Origin of the sequence: Enhygromyxa salina, assembly GCF_002994635.1 — a bacterium.
Taxonomy (GTDB): Bacteria; Myxococcota_A; Polyangia; order Nannocystales; family Nannocystaceae; genus Plesiocystis; species Plesiocystis salina_B.
Window position 1 is genome coordinate 24,283 of record NZ_PVNL01000036.1, and the last position, 15,780, is coordinate 40,062.

Annotated in this window: 10 protein-coding genes; 7 read left to right on the forward strand and 3 right to left on the reverse strand. The window is 67.8% G+C overall.

Features of this window, described 5'->3' with window-relative positions:
• Positions 1-284: 284 nt before the first annotated feature.
• Positions 285-1,604: a porin gene (locus tag ENSA7_RS07765; protein ID WP_106088577.1), complete on the forward strand. Its 1,320-nt coding sequence runs from the start codon at positions 285-287 to the stop codon at positions 1,602-1,604.
• A 21-nt stretch (positions 1,605-1,625) separates the two neighbouring features.
• Here the strand turns inward: ENSA7_RS07765 and ENSA7_RS07770 are convergent, their stop codons facing one another.
• Entirely contained in the window at positions 1,626-3,605 is a 1,980-nt protein-coding gene (locus tag ENSA7_RS07770) for a ribonuclease R family protein (protein ID WP_106088578.1), read from the reverse strand.
• A 119-nt stretch (positions 3,606-3,724) separates the two neighbouring features.
• A complete protein-coding gene (locus ENSA7_RS07775; protein WP_181233412.1) occupies positions 3,725-5,128 on the reverse strand; it encodes an outer membrane protein assembly factor BamB in 1,404 nt (467 codons plus the stop codon).
• 350 nt (positions 5,129-5,478) lie between these two features.
• Between ENSA7_RS07775 and ENSA7_RS43330 the strand changes: the two genes are divergently transcribed.
• Together ENSA7_RS43330 and htpG are read left to right on the forward strand one after the other, a co-directional pair.
• Entirely contained in the window at positions 5,479-6,363 is an 885-nt protein-coding gene (locus ENSA7_RS43330; protein WP_181233414.1) for a hypothetical protein, read from the forward strand.
• A gap of 287 nt (positions 6,364-6,650) precedes the next feature.
• A complete protein-coding gene (gene htpG / locus ENSA7_RS07780; RefSeq protein ID WP_181233416.1) occupies positions 6,651-8,615 on the forward strand; it encodes a molecular chaperone HtpG in 1,965 nt (654 codons plus the stop codon).
• An 87-nt stretch (positions 8,616-8,702) separates the two neighbouring features.
• On the opposite strand, the gene ENSA7_RS07785 is transcribed toward htpG, so the two are convergent.
• Positions 8,703-9,287: a hypothetical protein gene (locus tag ENSA7_RS07785; RefSeq protein WP_106088581.1), complete on the reverse strand. Its 585-nt coding sequence runs from the start codon at positions 9,285-9,287 to the stop codon at positions 8,703-8,705.
• A 115-nt stretch (positions 9,288-9,402) separates the two neighbouring features.
• Here ENSA7_RS07785 and ENSA7_RS07790 point away from each other — a divergent pair, with 115 nt between their 5' ends.
• From ENSA7_RS07790 to ENSA7_RS07805, 4 genes are all read left to right on the forward strand, one after another.
• Positions 9,403-10,239, forward strand: a complete 837-nt coding sequence (locus tag ENSA7_RS07790; RefSeq protein WP_106088582.1) for an ABC transporter ATP-binding protein — start codon at positions 9,403-9,405, stop codon at positions 10,237-10,239.
• 19 nt (positions 10,240-10,258) lie between these two features.
• Positions 10,259-12,163 (forward strand): ATP-binding protein, encoded by a 1,905-nt coding sequence (locus ENSA7_RS07795; RefSeq protein ID WP_106088583.1) that lies wholly within the window; start codon positions 10,259-10,261, stop codon positions 12,161-12,163.
• Complete coding sequence (locus ENSA7_RS07800) at positions 12,160-14,439, forward strand: tetratricopeptide repeat protein (protein WP_106088584.1); 2,280 nt, start codon at positions 12,160-12,162, stop codon at positions 14,437-14,439. The genes ENSA7_RS07795 and ENSA7_RS07800 overlap by 4 nt, the downstream gene beginning before the upstream one ends.
• 582 nt (positions 14,440-15,021) lie before the next feature.
• Positions 15,022-15,600 carry a hypothetical protein gene (locus tag ENSA7_RS07805; protein ID WP_106088585.1) on the forward strand — a complete coding sequence of 193 codons (579 nt, stop codon included), beginning with the start codon at positions 15,022-15,024 and terminating at the stop codon, positions 15,598-15,600.
• Positions 15,601-15,780: the final 180 nt, after the last annotated feature.

A 15,780-nucleotide genomic window follows, 5' to 3' on the forward strand; every position in this document is an offset into this window, starting at 1 on the left:
CGGTCTCGTGCGCAAGCTCCCTCGGTCGCCCACCAGCGCCGAACTCGACGCCAGCGGTACAGCAAGGTTGCTCCTAAATCCCAACTGGCGGCGCCCCACGAGCAGATCAGCGCGTGCCACGATGTTCCTGGACGAACGCAGCCGGCACATGCTTGTAACATCCTCCCCCCACGAACCCTGCTACGAGCCTCCCGCAGATGCAGCCGGTGTTGTCATTCCCGCTCGTCATTGCTTTCCTCGCCCCGCCGTCTCCAGAACCCGCCCCCGACGGCCGGGATGAGGCGATGTCGCCAGCTGCGACCAGCGAGGACGACGCCCTACAGATCATCGCGGAGACGCCGCCAGAGGAGCCGCCAGCGCCAGCCACGTCACAGCCCGCGCCGACTCCGGTCCCCGCGCCAGCACCGATCGAGCCCGGGCCAGACGCGACCCCAGCAGCCCCCGCCGACGACCTCAGCGTCAACCGAGTCCGCTTCGAGCCAGGCACCGGCCTGATCGCCGACAGCCGCGACGGCAAGTTCTCGATCGCCCTCCGTTCGCGCATACAGCTACGCTACGAGGCCACCCACGAGCCCGGGGCAGCCCCGCCGTTCGAGCATGTGTTCATGGTCCGGCGGGCCCGCTTTCAGGTCGCCGGGCACCTGTTTGGGGAGCACAACAAATACAAGCTCCAGCTCGCCCTCTCGCCGCGTGACATGAACTTTGGCCCAACGGGGGCCGAGCGATCGCCAGTGCTCGACGCGATCATCTCGTTCGACTATCTGCGCGACTTCACGGTGTCGCTGGGCCAGTTCATGGTCCCGTTCAGCCGCCAGCGGATCGTGTCCTCGGGCGACTTCGAGCTGGTCGATCGCTCGATCGCCCAGGCCGAGTTCCAGCTCGATCGTGACATCGGCATCCAGGTCGGCTCCAACGACGTCGCCGGGCTGGGCCGACTCCGGTATCTGGCGGGCGTGTTCATGGGTGAGGGTCGCGACGCGTTCACGGGCCACGACGGCGGCCTGCTCTACGTCGCTCGCGTCGAGGTCCTGCCGCTGGGCGACGCCGACTCGCGCTGGGACTACGAAGAGGGCGACCACGACCGCGTCCACGTACCCCGGCTCTCACTTGGCGGCGCCTACGCCTACCAAGATCGGGCGGTGAACGATCAGGGCGTCATGGGCTCGCCCCCGAGCGATGGCGGGACCACCGACTTTCACGTGCTCACGGCCGACGCGGTCCTGCAGTTTCGCGGCGCGTCGCTGATGGGCGAGTTCGCCTGGCGTCGCGGTCAGCGGGACTTCGGCACCGCAACGATCACCGACGACATGGGCAACGAAGTCCTGGCCCCGCGCGAGTCGCCGCGCGACGGACTGGGCTGGTTCGTGCAGGCTGGCTACATCGTGCCTCGGGTCCCCGTCGGCGTCGCGGGCCGCTACAGCCAGCTGCGCCGGACCACTGCGACGAGTTCAATCACAGAGCAAGACGAGCTGGGCGGGGGCCCGAGCTGGTACCTGTTCGGCCATGACCTCAAGCTACAGGCCGACTACTTTTGGATCTGGAACGACCGCGACTTTCGGGCCGGCGGCCACGAGATACGCGTGCAGATCTCGGCCGGGTTTTAGGAGCCCCTACCCCCGCACCGTTCACATCGGCGAGATCAACACCAGGTCGATCTGCCGCCGCGGCACCGAGGCGTCGACGACCTCGACGGTCACCCGATCCCCGATCGTCAAGGTCTTCCCGCTCCGCTCGCCGACCAGTCGGACCCCGGTCTCATCCCGGTAGTAGGGCTCGCCCCGCTCTTTCTCGAGATCCGAGACCTTGATCATGCCATCGACGAAGGGCGCGTCGATCTGCACGAACACGCCATTTTGTGACAGCCCCGTGATCGCGCCCTCAAACCGATCACCGATGCGATCGAGCATGAACACGGCGGCGAACAAGCTCTGCGTGGCGCGCTCGGCCGCGACGATCTCCCGCTCACGATCGCTGCAGCGCACGGCCAGGTCCTCGCTCTCGCTCGGCTTGGGCATGCGTGGGACTGGGTCTGGCCCGCAGTCCCCACCTTGCTTGGCGACCCAGGCCTTCATCACGCGGTGCGAGATCAAGTCCGGGTAGCGCCGAATCGGGCTGGTGAAGTGCACGTACGCCTTCGAGGCCAGCGCGAAGTGACCGACGTTGCCGATCGCGTACTGCGCCTGCGACATCGCCCGCAACATCAGCATGTTGAGCGCGGGCGCGAACGACTGGCCCTCGAGCTGCGAGAGAAACTTTTGGGCGCCCCGAGGCTTCTGCAGCTTCTCGGGATCGGCCTTGGTCCCCAGCGCAAACGCGGCCGCGGTCAGGTTCTCGAGCTTCTCGACATTCGGCTTGTCGTGGACCCGAAACACGACAGGCAAATTATGCTCGACCGCGAGCTCACCCACGCCCTCGTTGGCCGCGATCATCAGCTCTTCGACCAGGTTGTAGGCCCGCGTCATCGACTTGGTCGAGCGGCTCTTGACCACGTCGAGGATCCGGGTGCGGTCGTCCTCTTCGAGCACGACCTTGGCCTCGGGCAGGTCGAGCTCGATCGCGCCGCGGCGCAGCCGGGCCCGACGCAGCCGGTCGGCGCACTCTCGCAGCGCAAACACGCGGCTGCGCGCCTTCTTGCCCAGGTTGTCTGCGCCGTCGAGCGCGGTCGCAACCTCGGCGTAGGTCATGCGTCGGCGCGAGTGAATGATCGACGCGCGGACGACCCACTCGCTCGTCTCCCCCGCCGCGCTCACCCGCATGCTCACCACCATCGCCAGCCGATCTTGCTTGGGCACCAGCGAGCACATGTGCGAGCTGAGCTGGTGCGGCAGCATCGGGATCGCACGATCGGGCAAGTACGCGGAGAAGCAGCGCTCGCGGGCCTCGGCGTCGATCCCGGTGCCCTCGCGGACGTAGTGCGAGACGTCGGCGATCGCGACGTGCAGCCGGTAGTCGGCGACCTGGGTGTTCTCGCCGAGCAGCTCGACGCAGACCGCGTCGTCAAAATCGCGGGCGTCTGGCGGGTCGATCGTCATGAACGGGAGCCCACGCAGGTCCGCGCGCTGCTCGAGCTCGTGGTCGAGCACGGTGGTCGGGACGCTCTTGGCCTCATTGTGGGCCGCGTCGGTGAACACGTCGTCGATCTGCTGCTCGATCAGGATCTTCTGGATCTCGGTCTCGAGCGCGCCGGGCTTTCCGACGGTCCGCTCGACCCGCACGGTCAGCTCGGGGTTGGGCCCGTCGGGGTACTCGACGATCAAGCCCACGACGATCATGCCGGGCTGACCGTCGCCAGGTCCGCCGACGCACTTCACCGGCCAGATCAGCCGCGGGTCTTCGACCTCGAGCACCCACGCCTTGTTGCCCGCGCGAGTCAGCAGCCCGACCACGCGCTTGCGCTTGCGCTTGATGATCTGCTCGATCCGGCCCTCGAGGCCCTTTTCGCTCTCCCAGTACACGACCTCGAGCTCGTCGCCGTCGAGGGCCCCACGCAGGTAGCCCGGCGGGATGAACACGCCGCGGGTCTCCTCGGCCGACAATGGTTGGGCGAAGCCGTAGCCGCCGGGGTTGACGTGGAGGACGGCTCGGGTTTGAGAGCGCTGGGCCATGAGACTTTCTTCACACCTTCGGGGCTCACTCGCGCTCAGCCGCTTGGCCGGCCTCCGAGCGAGTCCCGTGGCGGCGCGGACCGTGGCACGCCTGCGGCCCCCGGGCAAGGGGCCCGGCCTCAGCCCGGCGGCGCGGGCTCCGGTGCGGCCCCAAATGCACGCAGGGTGCCGTCATCGCAGCCGACGATCAGCGTGCCCGACGGCGTGATCGCAACCGAGCTGTCGACGTCGGCGCCCAGATCGATCGCCCACAGGACCTTGCCCTTGGCCGAGACGGCGTAGAGGTGGTCGTCCTGCGAGCCAAAGAACACGGTGCCGCTGGGGTCGACGACGGGCGAGCCGTGGACGACCCCGCCGGTCGGGAGCACCCAATTGACCTCGCCGCTGGGCGCGAGCGAGTACAGGTTGGCGTCGAAGCTGGTCGCGTAGACCGTGCCGTCGGGGGCGATGCCCAAGCTCGAGCGGATGTCCCGCTGCGCGACGAAGCTCCACCGCAGGCTGCCGTCGGATCGGATCGAGTAAATTCGACCATCGTCGGCGCCAATGAACAGCGCGCCGTCGGCCCCGATCACGCCCGACCCGTCGACGTCGGCGCGGACCGTGTATTGCCATTGTTGCTCACCAGTCTCGGCGGCGAGCGCGGTCACGAACCCGTCTTGCCCGCCGACATAGACGCGACCCTCGGCGAGCACGGGCGTGCTGAACACGTGCTTGGGTCGCTCCTCTTGCTCGGCGCTGGGCCAGTGCCAGCGGATCTCGCCCTCGGGCGACAGCCGATAGACGCCGTCCGCACCGACGTACAGGTCACCATCGGGCCCAATGGTCGGGCCCCCGTCGACATCGCAGCGGGCGCCCTCGGGCCCAGGCGAGCGGGTGTCTTCGCAATTGCCGAGTCGCTTGCGCCACGCGATCCGTGCGTCGCCCTTGGCCGCTGGCGCGATTGCGAACAGGGTGTCGTCGTCGTTGCCGACGTACAGGCGCAGGCTGTCACCTTCGCCGCTCGCCGCCGCCGTCGCCCAGATCCGCCCGCCGAGATCAATGTCGAGCGCCACGCTGCCGGACCGCTCGCCCTCGACCACGACGCCGACGAACCGGCCCGCGTGGGTTCCAACGTAGGCCGTGAGGCCGTGCGGACCGACCGCCAGCGTCGGCGTTGCGAACACCACGGCCCCGAGCTCGACGACCCAGCGCGGCTGTGGCTCCGTTGTTGGACCGACCGCGGTGGTGGCTCCAGCGTGACCTGGACCATCTCGAAACCAGCGCTCGCCCTGGCCCGCGCTCGGCTTGGCCACGACCGCTGGACTCGCGGCTTCGCCCGCGGCAGGGTCCGCCGAAGTCGGCGCGACGCAGACCGCTTCGACGCAGATGCGATCGGTCTTGCAGTCGCTGTCTTTGCCACAGCCGGCTTCACTGGGTGGATGGCTAGCCGGACATCCGCTCAGCATCAGGACCAGACACGCGGGCCCCCAGGGGCGACGAACCTCCGCAATCCTCACATCGGTTGTCGTGTCGTGCTCCTGCATCGCTGTTCCGGGTCTCGTGCGCACTACCCAGCTGGGGGGATCGGAGTTCGCGCCCTCCCCGGGTGGCGGGGCGGCCAAAGTTCCCACACATGCCTTGTGTTCGTAAATCCCCAATGGTAGTGCTAAGTTCTCGGGCGGCCAATCGCCGCAAATCCCCGAAATTCTTGACTCAATTGCAAAATTCCAGGACCCCAGCGGCCCAATTCGACGCGCGATTGCGCCGTTTTGACGTCGCATCCAAGCCATTTGGTTCTGCAAGTTGCGCTTGACAACAAGGCGATAATTTGGTCGAGAAGAACACTACTGGCGTGGATCCCACGCGGGCCCGCGCCCAAAGCAACGGAGCAACCATGGCAAATCAGGCCATTCAGGCATCAGAGCCTACAGGTCCGGTCGAGGAGCACTACTACCGTCGTGGCGACATCGACTTCTGCTTCCTCCTGAACCGCACTCACCTCAACCTGCGCGTGTTTGACTACCGCGTCGGTAACTACCAACAAAAGCGCGACTTTTTTGATCGCATCGCGCGCTCCGAGGGCCTCAAGAAGGTCTTCACCGTGGTCGAGAAGCAGGACTCCAAGTCCTGGCGCAGCGTTGGGTTCTCGCGCGAGGGCGCGATTCCGGGCTACTTCCGGACCGCCGACGCCTACGTGATGAGCCGGGTCTACACCGACGACGGCGACCCGATCCAGGGCGGCGCCCCCAAGCTGACCGCGCCCAACATCGCGGCCAAAGATCCAAACGTCACCAAGCCGCGCGGGCTCAGCGTCGAGTTCGTGTCCGAGACCCCCAAGCTCGCGCGGGTCGCGGAGGATCTGGGCGAGGCGGCCCTCTACGCGCCCTTCCGTCGCGCGGTGTTCCACCCCGACATCGCCGTCCACGGCAAGGTCGGCAAGCGCGACTATTGGATCGGCGCCGAGACCGACTCGTCCTTCGGCCACGCCAAGATCGACATCTTGACCCCGCCGCGGCCCAACAAAGAGGCCGACCCCGCGATCCTCGAGTTCCTGTTGCAGGCCCTGCTCGACGAGCTTCAGCGCCGCGAGACCGCCAGCGTGTTCTCGCTGACCGCGGTCGACTGGGGGCCAACCCAGCAGATCTACGCAAACCTGGCGTTCAAGGTCAACGCACGCCTCACGGATCACCTGGTCCGCGAGGACGGCTTCGTCGGCACCCAGCTGTGGCACCGACGGCTGATCCCCGGCTCGTCGCCCAAGCTCGCCAGCTTCATATAATCTTTGACCCCCACGGGGGATTTGGCCCCTTCGCGGTCACTCGCTTCGCTCGCTCCCAACGGGCTGGCTGTCCGCGGGGGCATGTGTGGCCCCCCAGAAGAGGCTGCTCGATCCCCCACGCAGGTTTGGCACTTCGCGGCCCACGTTCTTCTGAGCGTGGGCCTTCGTGCGTTCGTTGGGCAACTCACGGGTGGTTGGTGGTTGACCACGAGTCTCACCGGTTTAGGTTGCGGCCCCCTGCGCGGGTCGAGCCTTTTTCGATCACATCTAGCCCAAGGATCCCCAACGTGAGCAGCGAAACCCATGAATTCAAGGCGGAGGTGGCCGCCCTCCTCAATTTGGTCACCAACTCGCTCTATACCAACAGCGAGATCTTCCTCCGCGAGCTGATCTCCAACGCCGCCGACGCGCTCGACAAGGCCCGCTTTCAGGCTCTGGTCGACACCTCGCTCGACGGCCAGGAGCTCGAGTCGCAGATCCTGATCACCGTCGACAAGCAGGCCGGCACCCTCACGATCGAGGACACCGGGATCGGCATGACGCGCGAGGAGACCGCGCAGAACCTGGGCACGATCGCCCACTCGGGCACGCTCCGCTACCTCGAGGAGATGCAGCGGGCGCGCGCCGCTGGCGAGTCGAGCGGCGCGGTCGAGCCCAACCTGATCGGGCAATTCGGCGTCGGCTTCTACAGCGCGTTCATGGTCGCCGACGAGGTCGTGGTCACCACCTTGTCCGGCAAGCCCGGCAGCGAGGCGGTCGTGTGGCGCAGTCGCGGCGACGGCAGCTATCAGGTCGAGCCGGGCAGCCGCTCGCAGCGCGGCACCACGATCGTGCTGACGCTCAAGACCGAGGCCAAGGAGTTCCTGGATCGCTGGCGGATCGAGGCCCTGGTCAAGCGCTACAGCAACTACGTCATGCACCCGATCCGCCTGCGGGTCATCGACGAGCAGGGCGAGGACAAAGATCCCGAGCCCCGCCAGATCAACGCCGCCTCGGCGATCTGGGCGCGCAGCTCCAGCGAGCTCGAGGACAGCGACTACACCGAGTTCTACAAGCACGTCATGGGCGGGTTCGTGATGCCCGGCGACGAGCCATTCGCCCGGCTGCACTTCACGGCCGACGCCCCGATCCAGTTTCACGCCCTGTTGTTCGTGCCGGGCCGGGCGCCCGCTGATCTGTTTCAAGAAGATCGCAAGGCGCTGCAGCTCTACGCCCGCCGCGTGCTGGTGGTGGAGAACTGCGACACGCTGCTGCCCCAGTACCTCCGCTTCGTCCGTGGCGTGGTCGACTCGCAGGACCTGCCGCTCAACGTCTCGCGCGAGATGCTGCAAGAGCACAAGTCGCTCGCCGCGATCCGCCGTCAGCTGACCCGCAAGACCCTCAAGCTGCTCGCCGAGCTCGCGGAGGAGAGCGCCGACAAGTACGCGAAGATGTGGAACGAGTTCGGCTCCGTCATCAAGGAGGGCCTGCACACCGACGGTGGTCAGCGCGCCGAGCTGACCGAGCTGCTGCGCTACCGCCACGTCGCGGACACCGACGACGGCCTGGTCTCGCTCAAGGACTACGTCGCGGGCATGGGCGAGGACCAGAAGTACATCTGGTACGTGGCCGGCCCCAACGAGGCCGCGCTCCGCAACAGCCCGCACCTCGAGGCGGTCCGCGCCAAGGGTGAGGACGTGCTGCTGATGAGCGACCCCGTCGACGAGTGGGTGCTGCAGAGCCTGTCCGAGTACGAGGGCAAGTCGTTCCGCAGCGTCACCCAAGGTGAGCTCGACGAGCCCGCCGAGGACGAGGACATCGACGACAAGGACGACGACAGCGACGACAAGGACGACGAGGCCAAGGCCAAGGACAAGCGTGAGCCGTCGCCGATCGACCCGCTGCTCAACCTCGCCAAGGTCGTGCTCGGTGACCGGGTCCGCGACGTCCGTGCCAGCAAGCGCCTGACCGAGTCACCCTCGTGTCTGGTCGACGCCGCGGGCGGGCTCAGCCGCAACATGGAGCGGATCCTTCGCATGGCCCAGCCCGGCACCAAGCTGGGCGCCAGCCCGCGGATCCTCGAGCTCAACCCGGATCACCCCTTCGTCACCGCGGCCAGCAAGATCAGCGAGACCAACAAGGACGACCCGCGGCTGGCCGAGTGGGTCGAGATCCTCCACGACATCGCAGCCCTGGCCGAGGGCACCGTTCCCGACCCCGCGGGCGCGGCCAAGCGCTTCACCAAGGTGCTCAACAACCTCGTCGCTGGGTAGTCAGATCCCCCAGACGCAATTCGGGGTCACTCGCGTACGCGAGTGACCCCGAATTGCGTCTGGGATCTGTGAGAGTCTGAGCTCGTCCTAGCTCGCCTTCTTGACGTACTGGGCGGCGAACTGACCGAGCCGCTGGCCGCAGGTGTGGAGCCGCTGCTGCGGCGCGGGCGTGAACAGGCTCGCGTCCTCGGCCGTGTTGACGCTGATCTCGTCGAGGGTCTGGCCATCGCGGCTGAAGATGATGCGCGCGGTGATCTTCGAGGGCCACGCGACCACGCCCGCGTACATGCCCTCTTCCCAGGCCGTGTAGCTGACGGTGATCTGGATAGCGCCAGGTTGGGCCTGGCCGGGGACGATCTGCACGTTGGGCAGGTTCTTGGTCAAGCCCTCGATGATGCCGATGTTGGCCGAGTCCTTGGTCTCCAGGTAGGTCGCGCGGTGCTCGTCCTTCTCGCGCGAGGCGAGCCACTCTTCTTCGCTCAGGCCCTTGTCGCTGATCCGGATGTTCGAATAGTCGTACTGGATCGACATCGCGGTGACCCCAACCAACGCCGACGGCGGTCCAGAGCTGGTGATCACGGTCCAGGGGACGCAGGCCATGGCGCCCATGGCCAGGCCGAGCACGAGCACGAGCGAAGGAATGAGGTGGCGGATACGATCGAGCGCTGACATGCGCGGGAAGCTATCACGCCCCAAGCGCTCCGGGGACAACGGCGCTAGGTCCATGTCTCACTCGCGCAGCTGCACGGCATCGCGCCGATAGCGATAGCTCTGATACCGTACCCCCGTGGCCGATGCCGCCGTCCGCAAACGTGAGCAGCTACCCCGGCTTCCAACCCGGGGCGACGCCATCGACCTCGCGGCCGGTCGCGAGGTCGTGCTCGAAGCGCGCGACCTCGACATGGCGTTTGGCCCCAAGCAGATCTTCAAGGGCCTCAACCTGAAGGTCTACGAGGGCGAGGTGCTCGTGATCATCGGGTTCTCGGGCTCGGGCAAGAGCGTGCTGCTCAAGCTGCTCAGCGGGCTGCTCGAGCCAGACCAGGGGGAGGTGTTCTACCGCGGGCGTGACCTCAGCGAGATGGACGACCAAGCCCTGGTCGAGATGCGCAAGTCGATGTCGCACGTGTTCCAGAGCAACGCGCTGTTCGACTCGATCAACGTGCTGGAGAACGTGGGCTATGGCCTGCTGGAGCACACCAAGATGAGCGACGCGCAGATCCGCGCTCGCGTGACCGAGTGCTTGGCCTGGGTCGGGCTCGGCGAAGAGGTGCTGATGCGGATGCCCGCCCAGCTGTCGGGTGGCATGCAAAAGCGGGTGGGTCTGGCCCGCGCGGTCGCGACCGAGCCCAACACGATCTTGTACGACGACCCGACCGGCGGTCTGGATCCGATCAGCGTCACGCGGATCGGCGACATGATCGAGCACCTGCAGGCCGAGCTGCACCTGACCTCGGTGATGGTCAGCGGCGACATGAAGATCGTGTTCCGCGTGGCCGACCGAGTCGCCCTGCTGCACAGGGGCCACATCGCGCACCTCGGCACACCCGACTATTTCCGCGAGTGCGACGCGCCCGAAGTGATCGAGTTCGTGCGGGACCCCGAGGGCCGCGCGGTTCGTTACTAGCGGGGCCAGAGAGACGCTCATGGCTGAACACTCGACGACCCTGCACAAGACCCGCGTCGACCTCGAGGGCCTCATGAAGGTGCTCGGCGATCATCTTTACTCGACGCCAATGGTCGCCGTGCGCGAGCTGGTGCAGAACGCCCACGACTCGTGCGAGCGCCGCCGGATCGAGTCTGGCGCCGGGTTCGAGCCCCGGATCATCGTGCTGGCCGATCCCAGCGCCCACACCCTGACGATCGAAGACACGGGCGCGGGCCTGACCGACGACGAGATCCGTCGCTACCTCGCCACGGTCGGGGCCGGCTACACGCGCACGCTTCGGCAGCGCGAGGCCGAGCCCGAGGTCGGCTCCAACAGTCTGATCGGCTACTTCGGACTGGGCTTCTTGTCGGCGTTCGTGGTCGCCGAGCGGACCGAGGTGTGGACCTGCTCGTACCAGCAACCGGAGCTGGCGTGGCGGTTTGTCTCGCGCGATGGCCAGACCTACACGCTGGAGACCGGCAGCCCTCGTCCGGTCGGCACCCGCGTGACCTTGCACCTGCGCGAGGCTCACCGGGCGCTGGCCAACCCGCTGGCGGTGCGGCGGCTGCTGATCCGCTACGCCTGCCTGCTGCGCCACCCGATCTTCTGCCCGCTCGATGTCAGCATGGTGGCGTCGGGGCTGGGGCTGGCCGAGGGCGACGCCGTCAACGCCGAGCCGCCGCCGTGGCGCGACGATCGCGAGCTGGCGCCGCTGCGCCGTCGCAAGCTCGCGCTCGAGTTCGCGGGCCGGTTCGAGTCCGACTTCGAGCCGCTGTGCACGATCCCGATCGGCGATGCGAGTGACCAGCCCGAGGTCCGCGGCCTGCTGTGGATCCAGGACGCCACCACCTACGGTAGCTCCGACAACCGCCGGGTCTGGGTGTTTGTGCGCGGCATGATGATCACCGACGACGCGCGCGAGCTGCTCCCGCGCTGGGCCGGGTTCGTCGGCGCGGCGATCGAGGGCCTGGGCCTCACGCCCACGGCCAGCCGCGAGGATCTGCAGCGCGACGGCGCCTACGATCGCGCCGCCGCCCAGCTGCTCGACGCGCTGGTCGAGGGGCTCGGGCAGATCGCCAGCGAGCAGCCGGCGACCTGGCGGCGGATCTTGTACCGACACAACGAGGCCCTGCTCGGCGCGGCGATCTGCGACGCGCGGCTGTTCGCGTTGATCGCCGAGCAGGCCACGATCCCCACCTCGCAGGGTGACCTCAACCTGACCCGGGTGCTCGAGCGCTCACAGGGCAAGATCTACGTGAGCCAGGCCCAGCGGGGCGGGTTCGAAGAATTATTGTTTCGCGCGCTTTCGGTCCCGGTGGTTCAAGCTCGCCGCTATGGCGCGCTCGCGATCACCCGGCGCTGGGCGGAGCAGCGCGGCGTGCCGCTGGTCATGCTGGGGACCGAGCGGGGCGAGCAGGCGCTGTTTCGCAGGGTCGAGGATCACGAGCTCGAGTCTGGCGCGGCCGAGGGCCTGCGCCGGGCGTTCGCGGCCGAAGATGGCGGCGAGGTCGAGGTCGTGCTCAGTCGATTCGCGCCTGCGCACCTGCCCTTCGTGCTGGTCCCCGATCGCGAGGTCGAGCTCAAGCAGCGGATCGAGGCCGACGACGCCGACCGCCGGATCAGCACGGCGGCGCTGGGTTTGGCTCGCCTGTTCACCCAGACGATCGCCGCCGGGCCGCCCGTGCGCCTGCACCTGAACCTGGACTGTCGGGTGATCGCGCAGCTCGGCGAGCGGCTCGGCACCCCCGAGCGCGCGACCGCAGCTGCAGGTGCGCTGGGCCTGCTCCGGCCGCTGGTCGCCCTGCTCTCCCAGACTGACGAACAGCAGCGCTACATGAGCAGCGAGGCCGCGCTCACCCAGATCTGCGAGCTCGCCGAGCGACTGGTGGCGAGCGCCCCATGAACATCTGGGCCTGGGTCCGCGAGACCAACGCGAGGCTGCGACGCGGCGAGCCCAACGCCCAGCGGCTCGCGCAGCTGATCGACGAGCTGCCCACGGCCGCGGTCAACGAGGCCCACGAGCGGGTCGACAGCATGGTCCCCGAGGCGCTCGCGCTCGCCCGCGAGCTCGACGAGCCGTGGGTCCAGCTGTTCGTCCGCCACTGGAACCTGCAGAGCCGCGTGCTGCACCGACGCAGCGCCGGCGATGAATTGCGCGAGGCCGTGTCGCTGCTCGACTTCGCCAGCGGCACCCAGACCCAAGCCTGCCCGCAGAGCGTGTGCGCCGTGCAGGACCTCGCGGTCTGCTACGCGATCCGCGATGGCCCGGGGTACGTGCCCGAGCGCCTGGCGGTCGCCCAGGAGACGCTCACACGGATCGATCCAAGCTGGGGCTGCTTCGACTGCATCAGCGCCGAGTACGTGTCGGCCTTGCTCGACGACGACAAGCCGGAGCAGGCGCTGGCGTTCATTGATCGGCAAGCCAAGATCGCGGCCGAGCATGGTGAGCTCGAGCCGGGCTTCAACAGCCGGCTCAACCGGGCCCGGGCGCTGACCCTGCTCGACCAGGCCGCGCAGGCGCTCGAGATCGTCGACGGCATCCGCGATCCCGCCCACTACGGCCGCAGCCGACAGATGGCCCACCGTCAGTGCCGCGTGGCGATCTTGTTGAAGCTCGGTCGGGTCGACGAGGCCCTGGCCCTGCACCCGCCGCTGTCGGCGATCATCGACACCGGCGGCCACCTGCGCGACTGGGTCGACAATGTCGCGGGGCTGATCGATGTGGGGGCGGTCGCCAACACGGCGCAGCTCGGCCGCGATCTGCTCGTGATTCAGCGCCAGTTCTTCGCCAGCAGCGCGTACTGGGACACGGCCCGCACCGCGTTGACCGGCGCGCGTCTGGCTGCGGCCCGCGGCGCTCGGGTGGTCACGCGCTTGCTGCTCGACGAGGTCGACGCGGCGCGGGGTCAGCTGCGCCGACCCGAGCTGCTGGCGGCCGGCCGACGCGAGGTCGAGGCCAGCTTGGCGACGCTCGAGCGCGACCCGATCTCGATTGAGCCCAGCGATGATCCCGAGCGCGAGCTCGACCGCCTCGCGCACGCCGATACCCAAGACCCAGACCCGGCCGATCACCTGCTCGCCCGCGCCGCCGCGCTGCGCGAGATCGGCCGCGCGGACCTGGCTCGAACCCTGCTCGAGGCCACCAGTGCTGCTCACGGTGAGGTTCGGCTCGAGCTCGCCCGGACCCTGCTCGCCGCGCACGACCACGCCGCGCTCGACCAGCTGTTCGTCGACGAGGCCCACGACGACGACCTACATTGGCTGTCACTGCGGTGGGTGCTGGGCCAGAGCCTGCGCGAGCGTGGACTGCTCGAGCGCGCGATCGACCTGGACCGGGCCACGCTCGCGCGCGTGCCCGAGGCCTACCCGATCCGCCTGCGGCTCGCGGAGGCCGCCCGAGCCCACGGCGACTGGGCGACCGCCCTCGATGCGCTCGAGCTGGCCGCGCCCTCGGTGCCGCCCGGCACCGTCGACTGGGATCGCATCACCGCCGCCACGGTGCTCGGTCGCTGGGCCAGCGTCCGCGCGGCGATGGCCCGGCTCGGGCTCGAGATCCCCGGCGGCGAACCCGACGCGCCGATCACTGCGCGCCTTGGTGCCATTCGTTGCGAGTTCATCGAGCCAGACGGCGAGCGTCAGCGCTGCTGGGCCGTTCGCACGTCACCCTGTGGCGCGCGGGTCATCGAGATCTCGCTGCCCACGGATCCCCAGCACTTTCGTGACCAGGTCGTGTTCGAGCCCAGCGATCTCGACGCGCACCTGCGCGAACAAGCGCAAGACGACCATTGCCCATGTTTCGAGGTCGTGGCGATCACCGAACCTGGTGACACGCGTGCGTTCTTGCTCCGCGGCCACGACCCCGGCCCGGCGGCGTTCGAGCAGCTCCGCGAGCAGCTGCGTGACCGCGACTACGGGTTTGAGCGGATCACCAGCGCAGGCCGAACCGCCGCTGACCCGCGCGTGGATGCCAACGCGGATCCAGAGCCGCCCCAGCTCCCGACCGTCGCGGTGCTGATAGCGATCCCCAATGCCACCGACCCAGCCGAGCTCCGCGAGCTCCTGCGGGTGACCACGGCCGGGTGGGAGCTACCATTGCTCGCACCCGCGCTCGACGAGGCCGCGGGCGCAATGGAAGCGTCGGAGCGAGCGACGGCGATGCTGCAACGATGGCGACCGTGAACATGCTTCGCACCCGAGCTGAAACCAGCCCGCTACCCACGGTGAACCAGTCTATGGAGTGTGGTCATTTGGCCCCAGTGTTGGCTGTATAGGGTGTCGATTTAGCTGCCCGATGCGAGCGTCGAGGCGCGATTTGACACCATTAGCGCACACCACGCTATTTCAGCCAGGTTGGAATCGAGATCCGCATCAGGGCGATATCGCGCTTCACAGCGGACCGGCCAGACGGCCGTGCTTGCTCGGCCACACATCTCGCGAATTCTGCCACCAGGTCTTACAACCGCAGATTATGGCCAGAATAGACAGCAGTAGGTATGCGGTCCAGCCGCGGGGGCACAGCGCGCGGACGACATGCTCGTTATCGCTCGTCCGCTGGCACTGCATCCCAAGAATTCAGCCCAGCTGAACTTTTCTATTTGCAGTGTTGAAAAATGCCCCAGTCCCGTGTAAACATGTAGAGGCACAAGCGGTGAGTTGCCCTCGGCCTCGGCACAATGTTGGCACTCACATTCGTGTGGATCAGTTGGCCTAGTCCTATCGACACACTTGCGTGCTTCCGATTGGATATACCGGATATCCCCCATGCGCTACATCAGGATGTACAAGGGCAGTGAAGACGGCGCTCCTGGCGTCACCCTCTACGAGATCGACGCGGACGGATGGGTTCACCGCCAGCTTCAGGTCCACGCAGACGGCGTTCGCTTCTCTCCCGAAGACATTCTGCTGCGTCGCCCGGTCAGCGTCAGCTACATGGCCAAGCACCCCGACGCCGAAGAGATCACCTCGGAAGAGTTCGAGCTGCACTGGGCCGAGTTCGACCACCGTCGGCGGTTCCGCGAGCGCATGCCCAACCCGTGGCGCGCGTGGCAGGGTCAAATGGTCGACAGCAAGCGCGTGCTCCGGTGGGTGCCATCGGGTGCGAGCCCGGGCGACGGCTGGCTGCGGGTGCCTGGTTTCGTGCGTCTGTATGTCTACGGCAGCAACGACGAAGCCTGGGCCACCCAGCGCGAGCTGTTCCTCGAGCGCGAGGTGCAGTGGCACACCCCCGCGAGCGACAGCGTTCAGCAGCCCTACGCGGCGGCCCGCTCGATCGTCAACGGTCCGGGGCTCGCGGGCGCGCTGCGCATCGACGAGCAGTCGGCAACGGCGAGCATGTCCTAGCGGTTCATGACCCCCACAGGTGGCTTCGCACCTCGCGGTCACTCGCTTCGCCCGCTCCGATCGGGCTGGCTGTTTGCGACCGCATGTGTGGCCCCCTGAAGGGGGCTCGATATGACGCCCACATGGACCTTGGACTTCGCCGACTGCAGCCGCTGGCGCGTCTGGCTCTGAAGACATTTT